At 71.6% G+C, this 16390-nt stretch carries 13 protein-coding genes; 5 read left to right on the forward strand and 8 right to left on the reverse strand.

Features of this window, described 5'->3' with window-relative positions; translation table 11 throughout:
• Positions 1 to 19 precede the first annotated feature (19 nt).
• Positions 20 to 2224 carry a lysophospholipid acyltransferase family protein gene (locus tag G4D86_RS46700; protein WP_164001960.1) on the reverse strand — a complete coding sequence of 735 codons (2205 nt, stop codon included), beginning with the start codon at positions 2222 to 2224 and terminating at the stop codon, positions 20 to 22.
• A 2-nt stretch (positions 2225 to 2226) separates the two neighbouring features.
• On the reverse strand, positions 2227 to 3189 hold the full coding sequence (locus tag G4D86_RS46705) for an SDR family oxidoreductase (RefSeq protein ID WP_164001962.1): 963 nt from the start codon (positions 3187 to 3189) through the stop codon (positions 2227 to 2229).
• Positions 3190 to 3291: 102 nt separating this feature from the next.
• On the opposite strand from G4D86_RS46705, the gene mutL reads away from it, so the two are divergent.
• From mutL to G4D86_RS46725, 5 genes are all read left to right on the forward strand, one after another.
• Positions 3292 to 5172, forward strand: coding sequence for a DNA mismatch repair endonuclease MutL (gene mutL, locus G4D86_RS46710; protein WP_164001964.1), 1881 nt, complete (start codon positions 3292 to 3294; stop codon positions 5170 to 5172).
• A gap of 161 nt (positions 5173 to 5333) precedes the next feature.
• A complete protein-coding gene (locus G4D86_RS52395; protein WP_205520374.1) occupies positions 5334 to 5489 on the forward strand; it encodes a hypothetical protein in 156 nt (51 codons plus the stop codon).
• A gap of 37 nt (positions 5490 to 5526) precedes the next feature.
• Positions 5527 to 6243: an outer membrane beta-barrel protein gene (locus tag G4D86_RS46715; RefSeq protein WP_205520377.1), complete on the forward strand. Its 717-nt coding sequence runs from the start codon at positions 5527 to 5529 to the stop codon at positions 6241 to 6243.
• A gap of 109 nt (positions 6244 to 6352) precedes the next feature.
• Positions 6353 to 7351, forward strand: a complete 999-nt coding sequence (locus tag G4D86_RS46720) for a tetratricopeptide repeat protein (RefSeq protein WP_164001966.1) — start codon at positions 6353 to 6355, stop codon at positions 7349 to 7351.
• Between the two features lie 101 nt (positions 7352 to 7452).
• Positions 7453 to 7965, forward strand: coding sequence for a hypothetical protein (locus tag G4D86_RS46725; RefSeq protein ID WP_205520375.1), 513 nt, complete (start codon positions 7453 to 7455; stop codon positions 7963 to 7965).
• A 4-nt stretch (positions 7966 to 7969) separates the two neighbouring features.
• Here the strand turns inward: G4D86_RS46725 and G4D86_RS46730 are convergent, their stop codons facing one another.
• Genes G4D86_RS46730 through G4D86_RS46755 form a run of 6 tightly spaced genes read right to left on the reverse strand, consistent with a single transcriptional unit; the run spans position 7970 to position 16250 of the window.
• The gene (locus tag G4D86_RS46730; RefSeq protein WP_240360865.1) at positions 7970 to 9601 is read right to left on the reverse strand and encodes a carboxypeptidase-like regulatory domain-containing protein; all 1632 of its coding nucleotides are present in this window, start codon (positions 9599 to 9601) and stop codon (positions 7970 to 7972) included.
• Positions 9598 to 10158, reverse strand: coding sequence for a hypothetical protein (locus G4D86_RS46735; protein WP_164001971.1), 561 nt, complete (start codon positions 10156 to 10158; stop codon positions 9598 to 9600). Before G4D86_RS46735 ends, G4D86_RS46730 begins: the two co-directional genes overlap by 4 nt.
• Positions 10159 to 10184: 26 nt before the next feature.
• Positions 10185 to 12071 carry a sigma 54-interacting transcriptional regulator gene (locus G4D86_RS46740; protein ID WP_164001972.1) on the reverse strand — a complete coding sequence of 629 codons (1887 nt, stop codon included), beginning with the start codon at positions 12069 to 12071 and terminating at the stop codon, positions 10185 to 10187.
• Positions 12072 to 12093: 22 nt separating this feature from the next.
• Positions 12094 to 13101 (reverse strand): tetratricopeptide repeat protein, encoded by a 1008-nt coding sequence (locus G4D86_RS46745; protein ID WP_164001974.1) that lies wholly within the window; start codon positions 13099 to 13101, stop codon positions 12094 to 12096.
• Positions 13098 to 15131, reverse strand: coding sequence for a serine/threonine protein kinase (locus G4D86_RS46750; RefSeq protein WP_164001976.1), 2034 nt, complete (start codon positions 15129 to 15131; stop codon positions 13098 to 13100). Before G4D86_RS46750 ends, G4D86_RS46745 begins: the two co-directional genes overlap by 4 nt.
• Before the next feature lie 21 nt (positions 15132 to 15152).
• On the reverse strand, positions 15153 to 16250 hold the full coding sequence (locus tag G4D86_RS46755) for a 6-phosphofructokinase (RefSeq protein WP_164001978.1): 1098 nt from the start codon (positions 16248 to 16250) through the stop codon (positions 15153 to 15155).
• Between the last annotated feature and the right edge of the window lie 140 nt (positions 16251 to 16390).

Raw genomic sequence — 16390 nt, forward strand, 5'->3', positions numbered from 1 at the left:
ACCGGGGCCCTGTGCGTGCTCAGCCCGCGAAGACGGAGCGGCGCTCGCGCAGCAGCGACTGGAGCATGCCCATGATGGACTCACGGGTCCGCTCGGTGAGCCGCTGCACCTCGCCCATGTCGTCCGCGGCCTCGGGCGGCAGGCCCTCCATGCCGAGCGGCTCGCCGAAGCGGATGCTCCACTTGGCGGGCAGGGGCAGGGGACCCAGCGGGGTGAGCGGCACGTAGGGCAGGCCCAGGAAGGACGCGGGCAGCCGGCCCAGCAGCGGAGACGTCTCCTCCGCGCCGACGATGGCCACCGGGACGATGGGCGCGCCCGTGCGCAGCGCCAGCTTCACGAAGCCGCCGCGCCCGAAACGCTTGAGCCGGTAGCGCTCCGCGAAGGGCTTGCTGAGCGCCTGGTAACCCTCGGGGAACACCACCAGCGGGCGGTGCTCGTCGAGCAGCCGCAGAGCGTTCTCCGGGCAGGCCCGCACCGCGCCCAGGCGGTTGAAGAGCGTCCCCAGCACCGGCGCGTGGAAGACCTGGTCCTCCACCAGCCACCGTGGCTCGCGCAGGTCCGGGCGCTCGCGGGTGATGGCCAGCGACATCACCAGCCCGTCGTAGGGCAGGGCGCCCGAGTGGTTGGCCACCAGGATGGCCGCGCCCTGGGGCACGTGGTCCGCGCCTTGCACCGACACGCGCCAGTATTGCGAGTAGAGGAACTCGAGCACCGGGTCCAGGCGATCGACCAGCGACGGGTCCTTGCCGTACTCGTCGATGTTGGCGCCGCCGCCCGTGCCGAGCCCGGCGCGCAGCGCGCCCACCAGCCCGTTCATCGCGCCCATCGCCCGGCCGAGTCCCTGGCTCGCCAGCGCATGGCCGGCGATGTCCCTGGCGAGGGACAGCATCCCCGCGGCGCGCTGGGCGAGGGGACGCGGGCCTTCCGGCTCGCGGGCCTGGTCCGTGAAGAACGGCTCGCGCGGTCCAATTCCCTCGTCGGCGGGGGGCACCAGCGACAGCGGCGGCGTCCGGCGGCCCAGGGGCAGCTCGTCGCGCGAGACGTCCGGCACCTCCTCCTCCGGCTCCAGCGTCGAGGCGTCGCGGTCCTCGGGGTCCTGCACCGAGAGCGTCACGGACAGCTCCATCCCGGACGTGTCCCACGGAGAGGCGCCTTCCGCGTCCTCCTCTTCTTCCTCTTCCTCCTCTTCGTCGTCATCGCCGGGGCCGAAGCCTCCCTCCGCTTCCGCCTCCAGGTCGTAGCCCGCGCCGTCCATGCCTTCATCGGCGTCGGCCGCGCGCTCCTCCTCGTCCTCGCCCACGCCGAAGGTGGACTGCGCCTGCGAGCTGGCATGGCGGTCGAGGACCTCGGCCACGGCGACCTCGGCGGCGGCCTCGGCCACCTGCGCGGCCACCGCGGCGGCGAGCTCACGCTCACGCTCCGGGCGCTGCGAGGGCGGGCTGTGGTCGAGCACCTGTTCCACCGCGGCCTCGGCCAGCTCGGTGGCCATCTCCGTGGCCATCAGCCGGTCCACGTCCTGCTCCTGGCCCGGCCGGCGCTCCAACGCCTCGTCCACCGCGACCTTCGCCGTGGCCTCGGCCACCTCGGCGGCCAGGGCCTCCGCCAGCGCGTGGTCCACCTCGCGCTGCCGCTCCGTGCGCGCGCCCAGTTCTTCCGCCAGCACCGGCTTGCGAGGCGGCGGCGGCCTGCGCGGGGTGACGGGCGCGGCGGGCTCGCGCAGGGGGAGGCCCGCGTCTTCCTCCACCGGAGTGGAGGCGTGCGCCGCGTGGGTGGCCTCGGCTCCGAGTTGCTGCTCGTGGGTGCCCGCGTTCCGCCTCGCGTCAGCCGTCACGTGCCGCCGGTTCGCGGACGCGGTGGCTTCCTCGGCCTCATGCGCCGCGGGCTCCTTCCGCACCTTGCCGGCCGAGCCTCCGGTCTTCGCCGCCGCCGGCTGCTTCGTGGACGCCGCCCCGTTCCTGCCGCTCCCTGCCTTCGCGGCCACGGGTGGCTTCGCGGCGGACGCCGCCTTGCCACTCCCCGCGTGCGCCGATGCGGCCTCCGCGGACACCGCCTTCGCACCCCCTCCGGCCTTCGCGCGCGCGGGCGTCTTCGCCGGGGCCTTCTTCGCGGCCCCCTTGTTCGCGGGCTTCGCGCGCGTGTCGTCGGTGGGCTCCTTCCCACCGTCACTGGCGCGAGAAGCGGCGCCACGCTGGAAGGGGTCGTTCCCGAGGACTCCCTTGGCCATGACTAGCTCCTCCTCAGCGCCGCAGCGGCGTCCCTGACGTGGTGGAAGGGGATGAAACCGAGTCCGGAGTCGGCGCGCTCGCCGTCCGCGACCCACGAGTAATGGATGTAGTCGAGCAGGGCCATGGGCAACGTGCCGGCCCCCACGACGTCCAATGTGCGCAGCGCGGCCCGGAACAGCGGCCCCGGCAGGGGGAGCGGGCGGGCACCCGCCTGGTGGATGAGGCCGGACAGCGGCAGCACGCCCCGGCCCACGATGTTGAACTCGCCAGACGTCTCCGCGCGCAGCGCCAGGTGCAGCGCCCGCGCGGCGTCCTCTTCGTGCAGCCCCTGCCAGAGCGGGTCGTACCCCAGCAGCGTGGGCACCACGCCGCGCTTGAGCAGCCGCGTGGCGGGGTTGTCCACCGAGGGGCCGAGCACCGGCGCGAAGCGCAGCACCAGCACGCGCATGTCCGGGTGGCGCTCGCGGAAGGCCCGCACCTGTCCCTCCACCTCCACCTTGTCGGTGACGAAGCGGCTGTGCGGACAGCCCTGCAGCGGCGAGTCCTCGCGCAGGAGCGCCGGGTTGTTGCCGCGCGCGCCGTACACGGCCGTCATCGACGGCACCACCAGTCGCGGCAGCCGCGCGCGCCCCGCCGCGGTCAGCACGTTCATGGTGCCGATGACTTCCAATTCATGCGCCAGCGAGCCGTTGCGGATGGGCCCGAAGAGGAAGGCCAGGTGGTAGAGCGCGTCCACGGGGCGGTCGGTGAGCGCGTCGGTCAGTTCGCCCTCCGCGTCGTACCGGGTGAGGTCCACCCGGTGGTACTCGACCTTGGAACCCTCGGGACGTGCCACGTCCAATACGAGAATGCTCTCCACGTCTGGATCTCTCTCCAGCCGATGCATGAGCAGCTTTCCGTAGTCCCCGCTCGCGCCGGTGATCGCGACGCGAAGCCGCCCCTTGCCTGGTCGTGACACGTCCATTCGCGGTGTCGGGTGTTAGCCCAGCCGCTCGGGAATGTCAGCCAACACCGGTGCCGTCGCGCTTTACAACGTCTTCTGTGTGGCGGAGGGTGAACGATCGTCATGGCTCGTATCGCCCGCCTCAGTGACGTCCTCATCAACAAGATCGCCGCCGGAGAGGTGGTGGAGCGCCCCGCCTCCGTGGTGAAGGAGCTGGTGGAGAACTCGCTCGACGCCGAGGCCAGCACCATTCGCGTCGAGCTGGAGGGCGGGGGCGTGGACCGCATCATCGTGTCCGATGACGGGCATGGCATGGGCCGCCAGGACGCCGTCGCGTGTCTGGAACGTCACGCCACCAGCAAGCTGCGCGAGCTGGACGACCTCTTCCACATCGACTCCATGGGCTTCAGGGGCGAGGCGATTCCGGCCATTGCCTCCGTCTCCCGTTTCACACTCCACACCGCGGAGGTCGGCGCCGAGGTGGGCACGCGCGTGGTGGTGGAGGGCGGAGGCCCGCCGCTGGTGGAGGACGCGCCGCCGCGCACCGGCACCGTCATCACCGTGGAGGACCTCTTCTTCAACGTGCCCGCGCGCCGCAAGTTCCTCCGCCGGGGCGACACCGAATTGAAGCACGCGGAGGAGGCCGTGGTGCGCCTGGCGCTGGCGTACCCGGAGGTGGGCTTCTTCGCCTCGCACGAGGGCGGCACGCTCTTCTCCAGCGGGGCCTGCCCGGACGACCCGCGCGAGCGCATCGCCGCGGCGCTGGGCCCCACCGCGCACCCGCACCTGTTCCCCGTGGAGGAGCGGCGGCTGGGCGTCACCGTCACCGGGTACGCCGCGTCACCTGAATTCACCTTCAACAACGCGCGCGGCCTCTACACCTACGTCAACCGCCGCTACGTGAGGGACCGCGGCCTCATCGGCACCATCCAGCGCGCGTACCAGGACTTCCTCGCGTCGGGCCGGCAGCCGGTGGTGGTGCTCCACATCGACGTGGACCCGCGCGCGGTGGACGTCAACGTGCACCCGCAGAAGCTCGAGGTGCGCTTCGCCGACGCGCGCGGCGTGCAGGAGGCACTCACCGCCGCGCTCACTCGCATGCTGCGCGCCGCCCCGTGGCTGGGCGCCGCGGCGGACGCCAACGCCCCGCAGCCGGGCCAGCCGCGCGAGGCCGCCCACTACGCGCTCGCCGTGGAGCGCTTCCTCACCCGCGCCCAGGAGGCGACGTGGGGCGCGCCGCTGCCCACGGCGATGGACGCACCGGGCGCGCCGGCCGGGCCTGGCCGCGCGCCGCTGGGGCCACTTCCGTCCGGGCCGATCCCGCCGGGGACACGGCCGGGAGGGCTGCCCTTCGCGCCGGGAGCGGGACAGGCGCCCGCCTTCGGTCAGGCGCAGCCCCAGCTCAATGAAGCCCCGCCGCCCGGCTACTTCGCGGCGCTGCGGCCCATGGGCATGCTGGGCGGACGCTTCCACGTGTGCGAGGGCCCCGGCGGCACACTGGTGGTGTTGGACCCGCACGCCGCGCTGGAGCGGGCGCGGCTGACGGGCTACCTGCGCGCGCTGGAGGACGAGAAGCCGCCCCCAGCTCCGTCGCTGTTCGGCACCACGCTGGAGATGCCGCTGCCGGCGGCGAAGGCGCTGGTGGAAGGACGTGAGGCGCTCACGCGGCTGGGCTTCGACGTGGAGCCCTTCGGCGGCACCACGGTGGCGCTGAAGACGGCCCCGCCGGGGCTGGAGGGCGCGGATGCGCGCTCGCTGCTGGAGGCGCTAGCCCGCGCGCTGCCGCCCAAGGGGGCCACGCTGGACGCGGTGTCCCTAGCGGAGGCGGTGCGGGTGATGGCCTGCCACGCCGCGCGCCGCGCCAGCGCCACGCCCCTCACCGACGCGCAGCTCCGCGCGCTCCTGGGCGAGCTGGACCGCGCCGACTTCCACCCCCCCTGCATCCACGGCACGGTGGTGGTGCTGGAGATGCCGCTGCTGGAGCTGGAGCGCCGCGCCCGCTGATTCGCCCGAGCGGAATCCCCAGTGACACCGCGCGCTTGCGCCCGCCGGAAAATTGACGCGTGGGAGTCCCCTGCTACGGTGCGCCACACGCCTGTAGCACCGGGCGGACCCTGCAAGGACGTACGCGACGGACACCCACGGCAACGCACAGGAGCGGGCACATGCGCGGTGTGATCACCCTGCGGGACGTGGTGGCCAACCTGGACGTCGTGCTCCGCGAGTTCGGCGCGCTGTGCGTCGTGCGCTGCCTCTTCGCATCGCTGCGCCGCAAGCAGACCACCTTCCTGGAAATCGCGCTGCGTCCCAAGCGCCCCTGAAGCCCCGGCCTTGCGCCAGGGCCCCCAGAGTCCATTGATGCTCCGCCGCCTCCTCCCGCCGCTCGCCCTGCTCATCGCCGCCCCCGCCGTCGCCCAGGACTCCGACGAGGCCGAAGAAGAGGTCTCCACGTCGCTGGACGGGGTGGGGCGCATCTCCATCCAGGGCGGCTACCGCTTCACGTCCAACGAGACGTTCTACAAGGGCTGGTACAGCCGCGACCTCAACAAGGACCTGCCGCGCGCCCGCGAGGCCTCCGGCGGGCCGCTGGCGGTGGGCACCTTCGCCTACGCCATCAACGACCTGGTGGAGCTGGGCATCGACCTGTTCGTCACCGGCGGGCGGCTCTACGTCAACTCGCCCGAGGGCGAGCAGACCATCGACACCCTGAGCTACGGCGCCGCCGTGGGCCTGCGCTTCCAGACGGTGCTGCCGGAGGTGGGCCCGTATGGGCTCCTGCCCTTCGCGGGCATCTCCACCGGGCCCTCGCTCGCTTCGTCGAAGCGCCGAGGCGAGACAGTACAGGAGACCACCACCCAGATATGGATGGGCTCGCTCGGGACCACGCTGCGCCTGTCGCCGCGCTGGGGCGTGACGGCCGAGTACCGGCTCGCCTTCCTCCGCGGGCCCGTGGGCCCCAAGGACGAAAAGGAGGCCCGAATCGGCAGCTTCAGCAATGGAGGTAGCTGGTTCGCCGTGGGAGTGACATACAGCTTCCCGGCCGAGCCGTCGCGGCCCCTGCCCGGTAGCAGGTAGGGGAGGCGGGCGGGCGAGGCCCGTCTGTCTGCTTTCCGGAAATGGACTGGCCGCGCGGGGCTGTTCCGCTCCGGAATTTATCGCCATACGCCCCGGAGAACTCCTTACGATGCGTGAGTCGGCCGAAGTCGTTTCCGCGCCCAGGAAGATGTCCATGCCAGAGCAGCCGAAGACCGATGTGGAGAAGGAACTGGCGGATCTCCGCCGCGAAATCGTCGAGGCCCGCAACCTCGTCATCAAGAGCGACAACCTGCTGAAGAACCTCCATGCGGAGGTGAAGGCGGTCGGCAAGCGTCACGAGGACTTCCAGAAGCGCCAGTGGCTCTCGTCCGCCGTGGCCTACGTCCTCTTCGCTGTCATCGCCGTGGGCGCCGCGCTGATGATCACCAGCGCACGCAGCTCCAGCGCCACCAACGAGCGCGAGCGGCTGGAGAAGATGGTCGCCGACCTGTCCTCGCAGCTGGAGAAGCAGCGCGGGGACGTGGCCACGCACCAGACGGCGCAGCGCGCTGCGGGCGAGGTCTACAAGATGATGACCACGCTCCCCGGCGACGAGCGCCTCAAGGGCATCGACGCGCTGGTGAAGCTGGACACCTCCCGCCTGTCCTCCCTGGAGCGCCAGGCCCTCAACGACCGCGCCACCGCGCTGCGCCGTGAGACGGGCGACGCCGCCTTCGAGCGCGGGAAGATCGCCTTCCGCAAGAACGAGATGGCGAGCGTCATCTCGGAGATGGAGCGCTTCCTGGCCATGAACCCGCCGCAGGAGCAGGCGCTCGACGCGTCCTTCTTCCTCGGCACGGCCTACAACAACTCCCGTCAGCACGACAAGGCGGTGCCCCTGCTGGCCCGCTTCGTCGAGGGCGACAAGGCCTCCAAGACGCGCGACTACGCCATGCTGCTGCTGGCCCAGTCGTACCAGGAGGTCGGCCAGATGGAGAAGGCGCTGGAGACCGCGCGCGACGCGGCCGGCACCTACCCCAACAGCCAGTACCAGCCGCAGTTCCGTGGCCGCATCGCCACGGTGAAGCGCGCCATGAACCCCGAGGCCGCCGCGGCCCCGGGCGCCCCCGCCGCCGCGCCCGCGGTGGCCACGCCCGCCGGCCAGTAGGCCCCTGGGCGTCCGGAGGGGCCCGAAACCTCCCACCGGTTGACGGTGGGAGACACGGAAGCGTTGCCACACGGGGTCCACGGTCGTAAGACCTGGGCCCCGTGTCCGTTCCCGACCCCCGGAAAGACCCCCGCTTCCGCCGCTACCGCGGTGGCGCGTACGGCGTTTACATCCTGCTCACCACGCTATTCTCGGTGTGGATCCTCTGGAACGTGAGCCGCTCGGTGGCCGCCATGACGCCGGAGAGGCCGCCCGCCGCGGCCCAGTTGCTCACCTTCCGCGAGTGCCTGGACGGCGCGCAGGCGCTGTGGGCGGAGCTGGAGTCCGAGCGCGAGAAGCTGGTGCGCGTCTCCCCCGCCAGCAACGTGGACCGGCAGTGGATGGGCTTCCGCACAGCCTGGCTGGAGCGGCTGCGCCAGCGCGAGTCCATGTGCGGGCTCGATTCGAGAGACCGCGAGTCGCTGCGCGCGGTGTTCCGTCGCCTGGAGGGCGTGCAGGACCTCTACACCATCCACGCGGTGCAGTACGCGGGCGAGGTGGGCGGCGCGGTGGACGCGCTGCACGCCGCCTTCGCCACCGCGCGGAAGAATCCGGGCGCCGGCCGGCTGCCCTGAGCCGTCAGCGCACCGGTATCAGCGCGGTGTAGCGGCCCTCCTGGTCCGACACCGCCTGCGACAGCAGCACCGTGGTGGGCCGGCCCTCCAGCGTCACCACCCGGTAGAAGCGGATGGAGGCATAGGGCACGACGCGCGCGCTGCCCGCGTCCGCGTCGCCCTCTGTCACCCGGCCGCTGACGGTGCGGCCCTTCTGCAGCGGGAAGGTGGCCAGCTCCTGCTTGCTGTCGTCCTCGCCGGGCAGCACGGTGACGGTGCGGCTGACGCGCGGCAGGTTCTCCGTGGGCACGAAGTCCACGCGGTACACGGCCGGGTCCAGCCGCAGCTCGAAGACGCCCCCGTCGGCCGTGGCGCCCAGCGCCTCGCCGCCCGAGGGCGGACGGGGCCAGCCCGGCACCTGGCCCACCGGCTCGGCCACCACGCGCACGCCCTCCGCCGGGGTGGTGTTGTCCGGCTGGAGGAGGGCGCCCCGCACGACACGGCGGTCCGGGCAGAGCACGTCCGGCAGCGCGGCCCCGGTGCGCGGCACCTCCACCGACTGCACCGTGAGGCCCGCGGTGGAGCCGGGCGGCGGTACCACCACCAGCGACAGCGTCCCACCCGGCGCGGACGGCAACGTGTCCACGGTGAAGCGCCCCTCGGTGCTAGAGGTGGCCAGCGGACCGCGGAAGGTGCCGCCTCCGCCCACCTCGCCCTGGAGCGAGACGGTGGCGCCCGCCACCGGCCGTCCGTCCAGGCCCACCACCCGGCCCGTCACCCGCACCGGCGTGCCGTAGTCGCCCAGCTCCAGCGGCGCGGTGAGCGGCGCGCGCGGGTCCACGGTGAAGGTCTTCTGCGGCACCCACGGAGCCGTGCCGGTGGCCGTCACGCGCAGCAGGACCGCGGTGCGCCGCGACGCCTCGCGGGGAATGACGACGGTGAAGTCGCCCGTGCCGCGCGCCACCGACACGCGCTGGGACAGGGCCGTGAGGTCCGCGTCCAGGGCCTGGATGTCGAGCGGCGCGTCCACCAGCACGCCGTCCTCGCGCTCCACCCTTCCGCTCAGCCACGCCAGCGTGTCCGGGGCGGGCAGCACCATGTCCAGCGGCGCCGTGGCGCCGGGCTCCACGCTGCTGGTGCCCCGCACCGGAGGCATCTCCACGTCATCGGCCGTCAGCGTCACCGTGTACCGGCCGGTGCCCACCGGCAGCGCCCAGGTGCCATTGATGGGCACCAGCGATGCGTCGTACTGCCGCACCACGCCGGGCAGCAGGAGGCTCTCGCCCGTGGCGCGCAGGCGAAGGGGCTCGGAGTAGGGGCGCATGGCGACGCCGCCGTCCGCCGCCGGCAGCGACGTGGCTCGCATCACGAGCCCCGCCACCGAGGAGGGGGCGAACAGCGACAGGTTCTGCTCCGGCCGCAGGTCCTCCACGCGGAAGTCCTGCGCGTTGCTCCGCTTCTGCGGGTTGGGCACCACCTCCACGACGATGTCGCGGCCCGGATCTCCACAGCCGTCCGGGAAGCACACCTCGTCGACGCCGCACTCGTCATCCGAGCTGCACACCAGCTGGCTGGGGTCCGGCTCTTCTTCGATTAGCGCGCACCCGGCGCCCGCGAGCACCGCCAGCAGCGCGAGCCCCGCGCCCCGGCGCGTCACCGGCAGTCCCCCTGCACCGTGTTCACCGCCCACGCGTACGTGGTGACGAACCCCGGGTTCTGGATGACGGTGCCGTCCGGCAGCTCCACCGTCTCCGAGCGCGGCACCCGGTCCACCAGCTCCGAGTCGCTGACGAGCGCCTCCACCAGGTGGGGGCCGGGTGTGCTCAGCGGGTTGTTGGCGGACGCGAGGCTGATGAGCAGCGTGCCCCGGTCCGCGCGCCGGGGCTCGCGGGTGTTCGTCAGCTCGTATTGGCGGTAGGCCTGGCGGGGGTCCTGCGGGTTGTAGTCCACGTACCAGTGCACGACGATGCGGTCGTCCACGTCCGGGTCTTCCACCACCACCTCGAAGGTGAGGTCGCACTGGCCGGCGCCGAAGTCGGAGATGATGCGCGCCTGCGGCGACACCAGGCTCTCCACGATGCGGGGAGGCCGGTTCATGAACTCGGGCACGCGGTCCAGCTGCGTGTCGTCCTGGGGAATGAGGCAGCCGGTGGCGGCCCACGCCGTGGCCACCAGCAGCACCGCCCAGGTCTGTCGCCGCGTCGTGCGTTCCATCGTCCGTGCGGTCCGCTCCGCTGGCACTAGAGCAGCTCGTCGCCCTCCTCGGGCGGCAGGGGCCGGCCCGACTTCTCCGCCTCCAGCTTCTCCAGATGGCGGAAGATGGTGCGTGGGTCCACGCCCAGGTCCTTGGCCGTCTTGGTGCGGTTGCCGTTGTTCCGGGCGAGCACCTCGTTGATGTAACGCTTCTGGAATTCTTCCTTGGCCTGGAGCAGCGGCATGATGGGCTCCAGGTTCTCCGGCTTGAGGTCCAGGTCGTCCGGGCCGAGCAGCGGCTTGTCCGCGAGCACCACCGCCTTCTTCAGCCGGTTCTCCAGCTCGCGGATGTTGCCGGGCCAGCCGTACTTGCGCATGGACACCGCGGCGGACGGCGTGAAGCCCCGGGCCTTGGAGTTGAACTCGCGCGAGTACTTCGAGAGGAAGAACTTCCCCAGCACCACCACGTCCTCGCCGCGCTCGCGCAGGGGCGGCAGCTTCAGCGTGACGACGTTGAGCCGGTAGTAGAGGTCCTCGCGGAAGGCGTTCTTCTTCACCTCGTCCTCGAGGACCTTGTTGGTGGCGGCCACCACGCGAATGTCCACCGGCTCGCCGCGGTTGTCGCCCACCTTGTAGACGATCTTCTCCTGCAGCGCGCGCAGCAGCTTCACCTGGAGCTGCAGGGGCATCTCGCCAATCTCGTCCAGGAAGAGCGTGCCGCCGATGGCCGCCTGGAACTTGCCCGCCTTGGTGGCCACCGCGCCGGTGAAGGCGCCCTTCACGTGGCCGAACAGCTCGCTCTCCAGGAGGCTCTCCGGAATGGCGCCGCAGTTGATGGTGATGAACGGGCCCTTCACGCGCGGAGAGCGGCGGTGGATCTCCCGGGCGATGAGCTCCTTGCCGGTGCCCGTCTCGCCCGTGATCAGCACGGAGATGTCCGTGGGGGCAATCTTGTCGATGCGCTTGTACACGTCGCGCATGCCCTGACACGCGCCGACGATGTCGCCGTAGCGCTGGTCCTCCAGCTTCCGGCGCAGCTCGGTGTTGTCCAGCTTGAGGTCGTTCACCAGCATCGCGTTCTGCAGGACGAGCGACGCCTGCGCCGCGAAGATGGTGAGCATGTCCGCGCTCTTCGGCTCGAAGCGATTCACCAGCCGGTCATTGCCCACGTAGATGACGCCGAACAGGTCGCCCTTGTGCATCAGCGGCACGCACATGACGGAGTGGACGCGCAGGTTGACCACGGACTCGCTGGCCTTGAACTCGGGGGCGTCCACCGCGTCCGCGACGATGATGGGCTTCTGGTCCTTCACCACCTTGGCGATGATGGAGTCCGACAGCTTCTCCACCGCGTCCTCGATGTTCTCCCGGGCCACGTTGCGGGCCACCTTCACGCGGGGGTCGCCGCTCTCCATGAGGATGAGGAAGCCCTTGTCGGCGCGCGTCACCTCGATGGCCTCGTCCATCAGGCCCTCCAGGATGCGCTCCACGTCGTAGAGCCCCAGCAGCCGCTCGCTGAACGCGGTGAGGCGGCGCAGCAGCACCAGCTCGCGGCCCGGCACGCCGGGCAGCTCCGACGTGTGTGAGTCCGGGCTGGAGGTGCGGCTCACCTCGCGGGGCGGGGTGGGCGGCGGAGGCGGCGCGCGGGGCGCGTCCTCGCGGGCGAACGTCAGCTCGGTGCCGCCGACGCGGACCACGTCGCCGGTGGACAGGGCGTGCGCGTCGCGCTTCTTGCCGTTGACGTGGAAGGTAGCGCCAAGGCTGCCCACCTCGTAGCGGCTGCCGTCGTAGGTGACATGGAGGGCGCTGTCGGGCACGCCCGGGTCCTCGAGCTGCACGTCGTTGTCCGGGCCCCGGCCGATGCTGGTGATGCGCTTGAGCAGGGAGACCGAGCGGACCTTGCCATCGGGAGAGCGGACGGTGAGGCTGGCCATGGCGTCGCGTACCTGGAGAGGCTCAGAAGAAGAGGGTGAGGCCGGCGCCGAGTCCGCCGGAGGTGGAGTACAGGCTCAAGCGCGGCGGAGGTGTGTTCGCCTCCACGCGCGGCGGGCGGGGAGGGTTGGGCGAGGGCGTGGGCGCTTCCGGGCGGGGCTCCACCGTGGTGCGGATGACCTGGTCTTCGTGGTGGTACAGCGCGTCCACCACGCCCAGCGCATAGATGGTGTAGAAGCCCGCGGCCGAGGACAGCTTGAGCAATTGCCACGTGTCGCGCTGACGTCCGCGGCTGGTGGGGATGTAGCGGATGCGGACCGAGGCCTTGCCGTCCGGGTCGAGCACGTTGTCGAGGTCGATGGTCTGCTCCTCGAAGAGCGAGTCGTAGGCGAAGAAGGAGATGATGCTCGTCACCGCGAGCGCGCCCTCGGTGGCGGCGAAGACGATGCCGAGGCTGTTGCGGCCCTGCTGGAACTGGCCGGCGCCGAAGGGCACGAAGTTGACGAGGAAGTTGCGCTTCTCCACGGTGCGCACGGTGACCTGGCTGGCCAGCTCCTCGGCGCGGCGGCGCTGCACCTCGGCCTCCACGCGCTCGCGCTCGCGGCGCTCGGCCTCGGCCTTCTCGCGCTCCTGGCGCAGGCGCCGCTCCTGACGGAGGAACTCCAGCTCGCTGGACATCTCCTCCTTGAGCGCGTCCAGGAAGGCCACCGCCGGGGGCGGGACGACGAAGGGGTCCAGGCCGTAGTCCGGATCCAACCGGAGCAGGGCGCGTAGGTGACGCGTGGCGTCCTCGGTGCGGCCGAGGTTGAAGGCCGCGAGGCCCGCCAGCTTGTGCAACTCCACCAGGTCGTCCTCGGCCAGCCCGCCGCGGTCGATGCGGGCGCCCGCGCGGTCCAACACCTCGGCGTACTTGCCGTACTCGAAGCTGGCGCGCAGGGCGTCCACCTCCGGGTCTCCGGAGTCCTGGGCGAGCGCGGCGGGCGCCGCGAGGACGAGCGCCCACAAGAGGAGCAGGAAGCGTCCGCGGCTCATTCGGGGCGGAGGCTCCCTTTCAGGGTTTCGGGCTTGCCGGGACGCAGGTGCACCACGCGCCGCTCCGGCAGGAAGCCGGGGTGGGAGATCTCCACCACGACGGTGTGCTGGAAGCCGGCGGGGCCGCGCGGGGAGCGGACCTCGAAGGGCTTCTGGAGGCTCTCCTGCGCGGTGCGCTGCTCGTCGCCCACGCGCACGATGGCGTCCGCGGGCTCGTACTCGAGGGAGAGCTTCGTGGGCTTGGGTTGGGCGCGCAGGTGGAAGACGTTCTCCCCGTCCGCGCTCACGTCGATGGTGTCCACCACGTCCTCGCAGTAGTCGCAGGAGATGGTGACGTCGTGACGCCCCGGCGTCACCTCCAGGTCGTGCTTCTGGAGCGGCTGGGCGCTGGGCACGCCGTCGCCCACCCGGATGATGCCATACGGCCGCACCAGGATGGACACCGGCACCTTGTGCACCAGCGGCTTGCGCAGCGCGGCGTCATCCGGAGAGGCGAGCGCGGGGCGGGTGACACCGGTGCGAGCACCGCCCGGAGTGGGGGAGGAGTCTTCGCGTGGGGTGAGGCCGCCCGGAGGCGTGGTGCGCGGGCCCTGCGAAGTGGCGGAGCCGATGGGTGCCGGAGCTTCTTCGTCCTTGAGGGACGGCGGCTGCGCCATCGCGGGAGGCCGCGGCGCGACAGCGCCCGTCCCCGTCGCGTTGCTCCCCTTCGCGCCCGGTTGGGAGGGTGCGCCCGAGCCCGGGACACCCTGCTGCATCAGCCCGCCCGTGGCGCCTGTACCCGAGTTGCCCGGCTGCGTGAGCGCGCCCGTTCCCGTTGCGCCAGGACCCGTGCCGTCACCGCGGGGGCCTTCCACGGGGCCCGTGATGTCCTGGCCCGCGCGAGCCTGATGGACCTTCCAGCCGCCCAGTCCGAGCAGGCCGAGGGTGGCCAGGCCAATGCCCGCGCGAATGCCCCGGCGGCGCCACGTCTTGACGCGCTGGGCACGCTGCAACCCCTTGAGGAGCGCGAGCGCGCGGGCATTCGTCGCATCCAGCGCGAGCACGTGGTTGAGGCTGCCCAGCGCGCGCGGCGTGCGCTTCTCCGCGAGCAGGCGCTCACTGCGCTCCAGCAGCGACGCCACGATGCGCTGCCGCGCCAGCTTCCGGTACGAGTGCGGGTCCGCGAAGAAGGACACCAGCTCCTCGCCCACGCGAGAGAAGCCCAGGCCGGCGAGGTAGTCCGCCAGCGCATCGCGCAGCTTCGCCGCGTCCGGATAGCGCCGCGTCGGATCTCGCTGAAGACAGGTGCCGCAGATCTCCGCCAGCTCGTCCGACAGAGTGGGCACGCGGCGGCGCGGGTCCTCGTAGTCGCCGTCGAGGATGCGCTTGAGCGTGGCCGTGGTGTTGGCCGCGGTGAAGGGCAGCCGGCCCGTCATCGCCGCGTAGAACATGATGCCGACGCTGAAGACGTCCGCCTCGGGACCGGCCTCCAGCCCTTCGATGATCTCCGGCGCCATGTGGGCCGGCGAGCCCACGAGCGTGCCCGTCACCGTCATCCGCTCTTCGATGTCGAGCAGCCTCGCGATGCCGAAGTCCATGAGCTTGAGGACACCGTCCTCGCGCACCATGACGTTCTCCGGCTTGAGGTCGCGGTGGATGACGCCGGCCTCGTGGGCATGGGCGAGCGCCGCCGCCAGCTCGTGGATGACCATGGCCGCCAGCTCCGGCGGGTCCATGGGCCCCTCGTCGAGGACGGACTTCAGCGTCACGCCGCGGATGTACTCGGTGACGATGAACGCGTCCTGCGCGTCCGCGGAGGAGAAGTCGAAGACCTCGAGGATGTTGGGGTGGTGCAACTTGGCCACCGCGCGGGCCTCGCGCGCCAGGCGGCGGCGGGACTCGTCCTTGCCGGCCAGGTGCGGGTGCAGCACCTTCACCGCGACTTCGCGGTCCAGGGCCGTGTCCAGGCCCTTGTACACGACGCTCATGCCCCCCGAGCCGAGCTGCTCGAGGATGCGATAGCGACCGATATGGCGGCCGACGAGCGTCATGGTGTGCGGCAGTCCTCCCCCTCAGTCCCCGAAGCTGATGCCCATGGACTTCGCGAAGCGCACCAGCTCCCCGGATGGGTCCACCCGGCGCTCCTTGCGCGACTCACTCAACGGTACCGCGACCACCTCGTTGGCGCGCAGCGCCACCATATGGTTCCACTGCCCGTCCCGCACGAGATCCAACACCTTGCACCCGTAGCGCGTGGCCAGCACCCGGTCCGCGGCGCTCGGGCTGCCGCCGCGCTGCAGGTGGCCCAGCACCGTCACGCGAATCTCCGCCTCGATGTGCTTTGCCAGCAGGTCCGCGCACACCTTGCCGGAGCCGCCCAGCCGCACCACGCCGCGCCCGGGCACGTCCTCGGCCTTCTCCAGCACGGCGAGCGCGCCGCCCTCGGGGAAGGCCCCCTCGGAGATGGCGATGATGGAGAAGCTGCGGCGGCGGATGTGCCGGCGGCGGAGCTTCTCCAGGATGGCGTCCACCCGGTAGGGAATCTCGGGGATGAGGATGACGTCCGCGCCGCCGGCGATGCCGCTGTCCAGCGTGAGGAAGCCGGCGTGGCGGCCCATGATCTCCACCACCATCACGCGGTCATGCGCCTCGGCGGTGGAGTGCAGCCGGTCCAGCGCCTCGGTGACGATGAGGCGCGCGGTGTCGAAGCCGAACGTCTGGTCCGTGCCGGAGAGGTCGTTGTCGATGGTCTTCGGACAGCCCACGACCTTGAGACCCTTGACCGCCAATCGGTGGCCAATCGAGAGCGTTCCGTCACCGCCGACGGCGACGAGCCCGTCCAGCTTCAATTCCTCGCACCGGCGCAGGACCTGGTCGGACACGTCCCGCTCCACCCAGTGGCCGTTCTCATGGAAGGCGTAGGCGAAGGGGTTGGCCTTGTTCGACGTGCCGAGGATGGTGCCGCCCTTGGGGAGGATGCCGCGCGTGTCCTCCTCGGTGAGCGGGTGGGCGAGCCCCGGCTCGACCAGGCCCATGTAGCCATTCTCGATGCCGACGAACTCGTGGCCGAACTCGTGCGTGCCCCGCTTCACGAGGCCGCGGATCAGCGCGTTGAGCCCGGGACAGTCGCCACCACCGGTGAGGACGCCGAGTCGGAGGGATTGGGGCATACAGGTCGGACGCGGGTGTCAGAGGGACGATGTGACACCATGACAGCGACGTCGGACCTGATTCTAGGGGTGCCCTCCGGGGGGTGCAACGCGCGAATCACCCGGTACGGCGGAATTGCGAGTGAAGACGGGCTCTTCCG

Origin of the sequence: Pyxidicoccus caerfyrddinensis (genome assembly GCF_010894405.1) — a bacterium.
GTDB classification, from domain to species: domain Bacteria; phylum Myxococcota; class Myxococcia; order Myxococcales; family Myxococcaceae; genus Myxococcus; species Myxococcus caerfyrddinensis.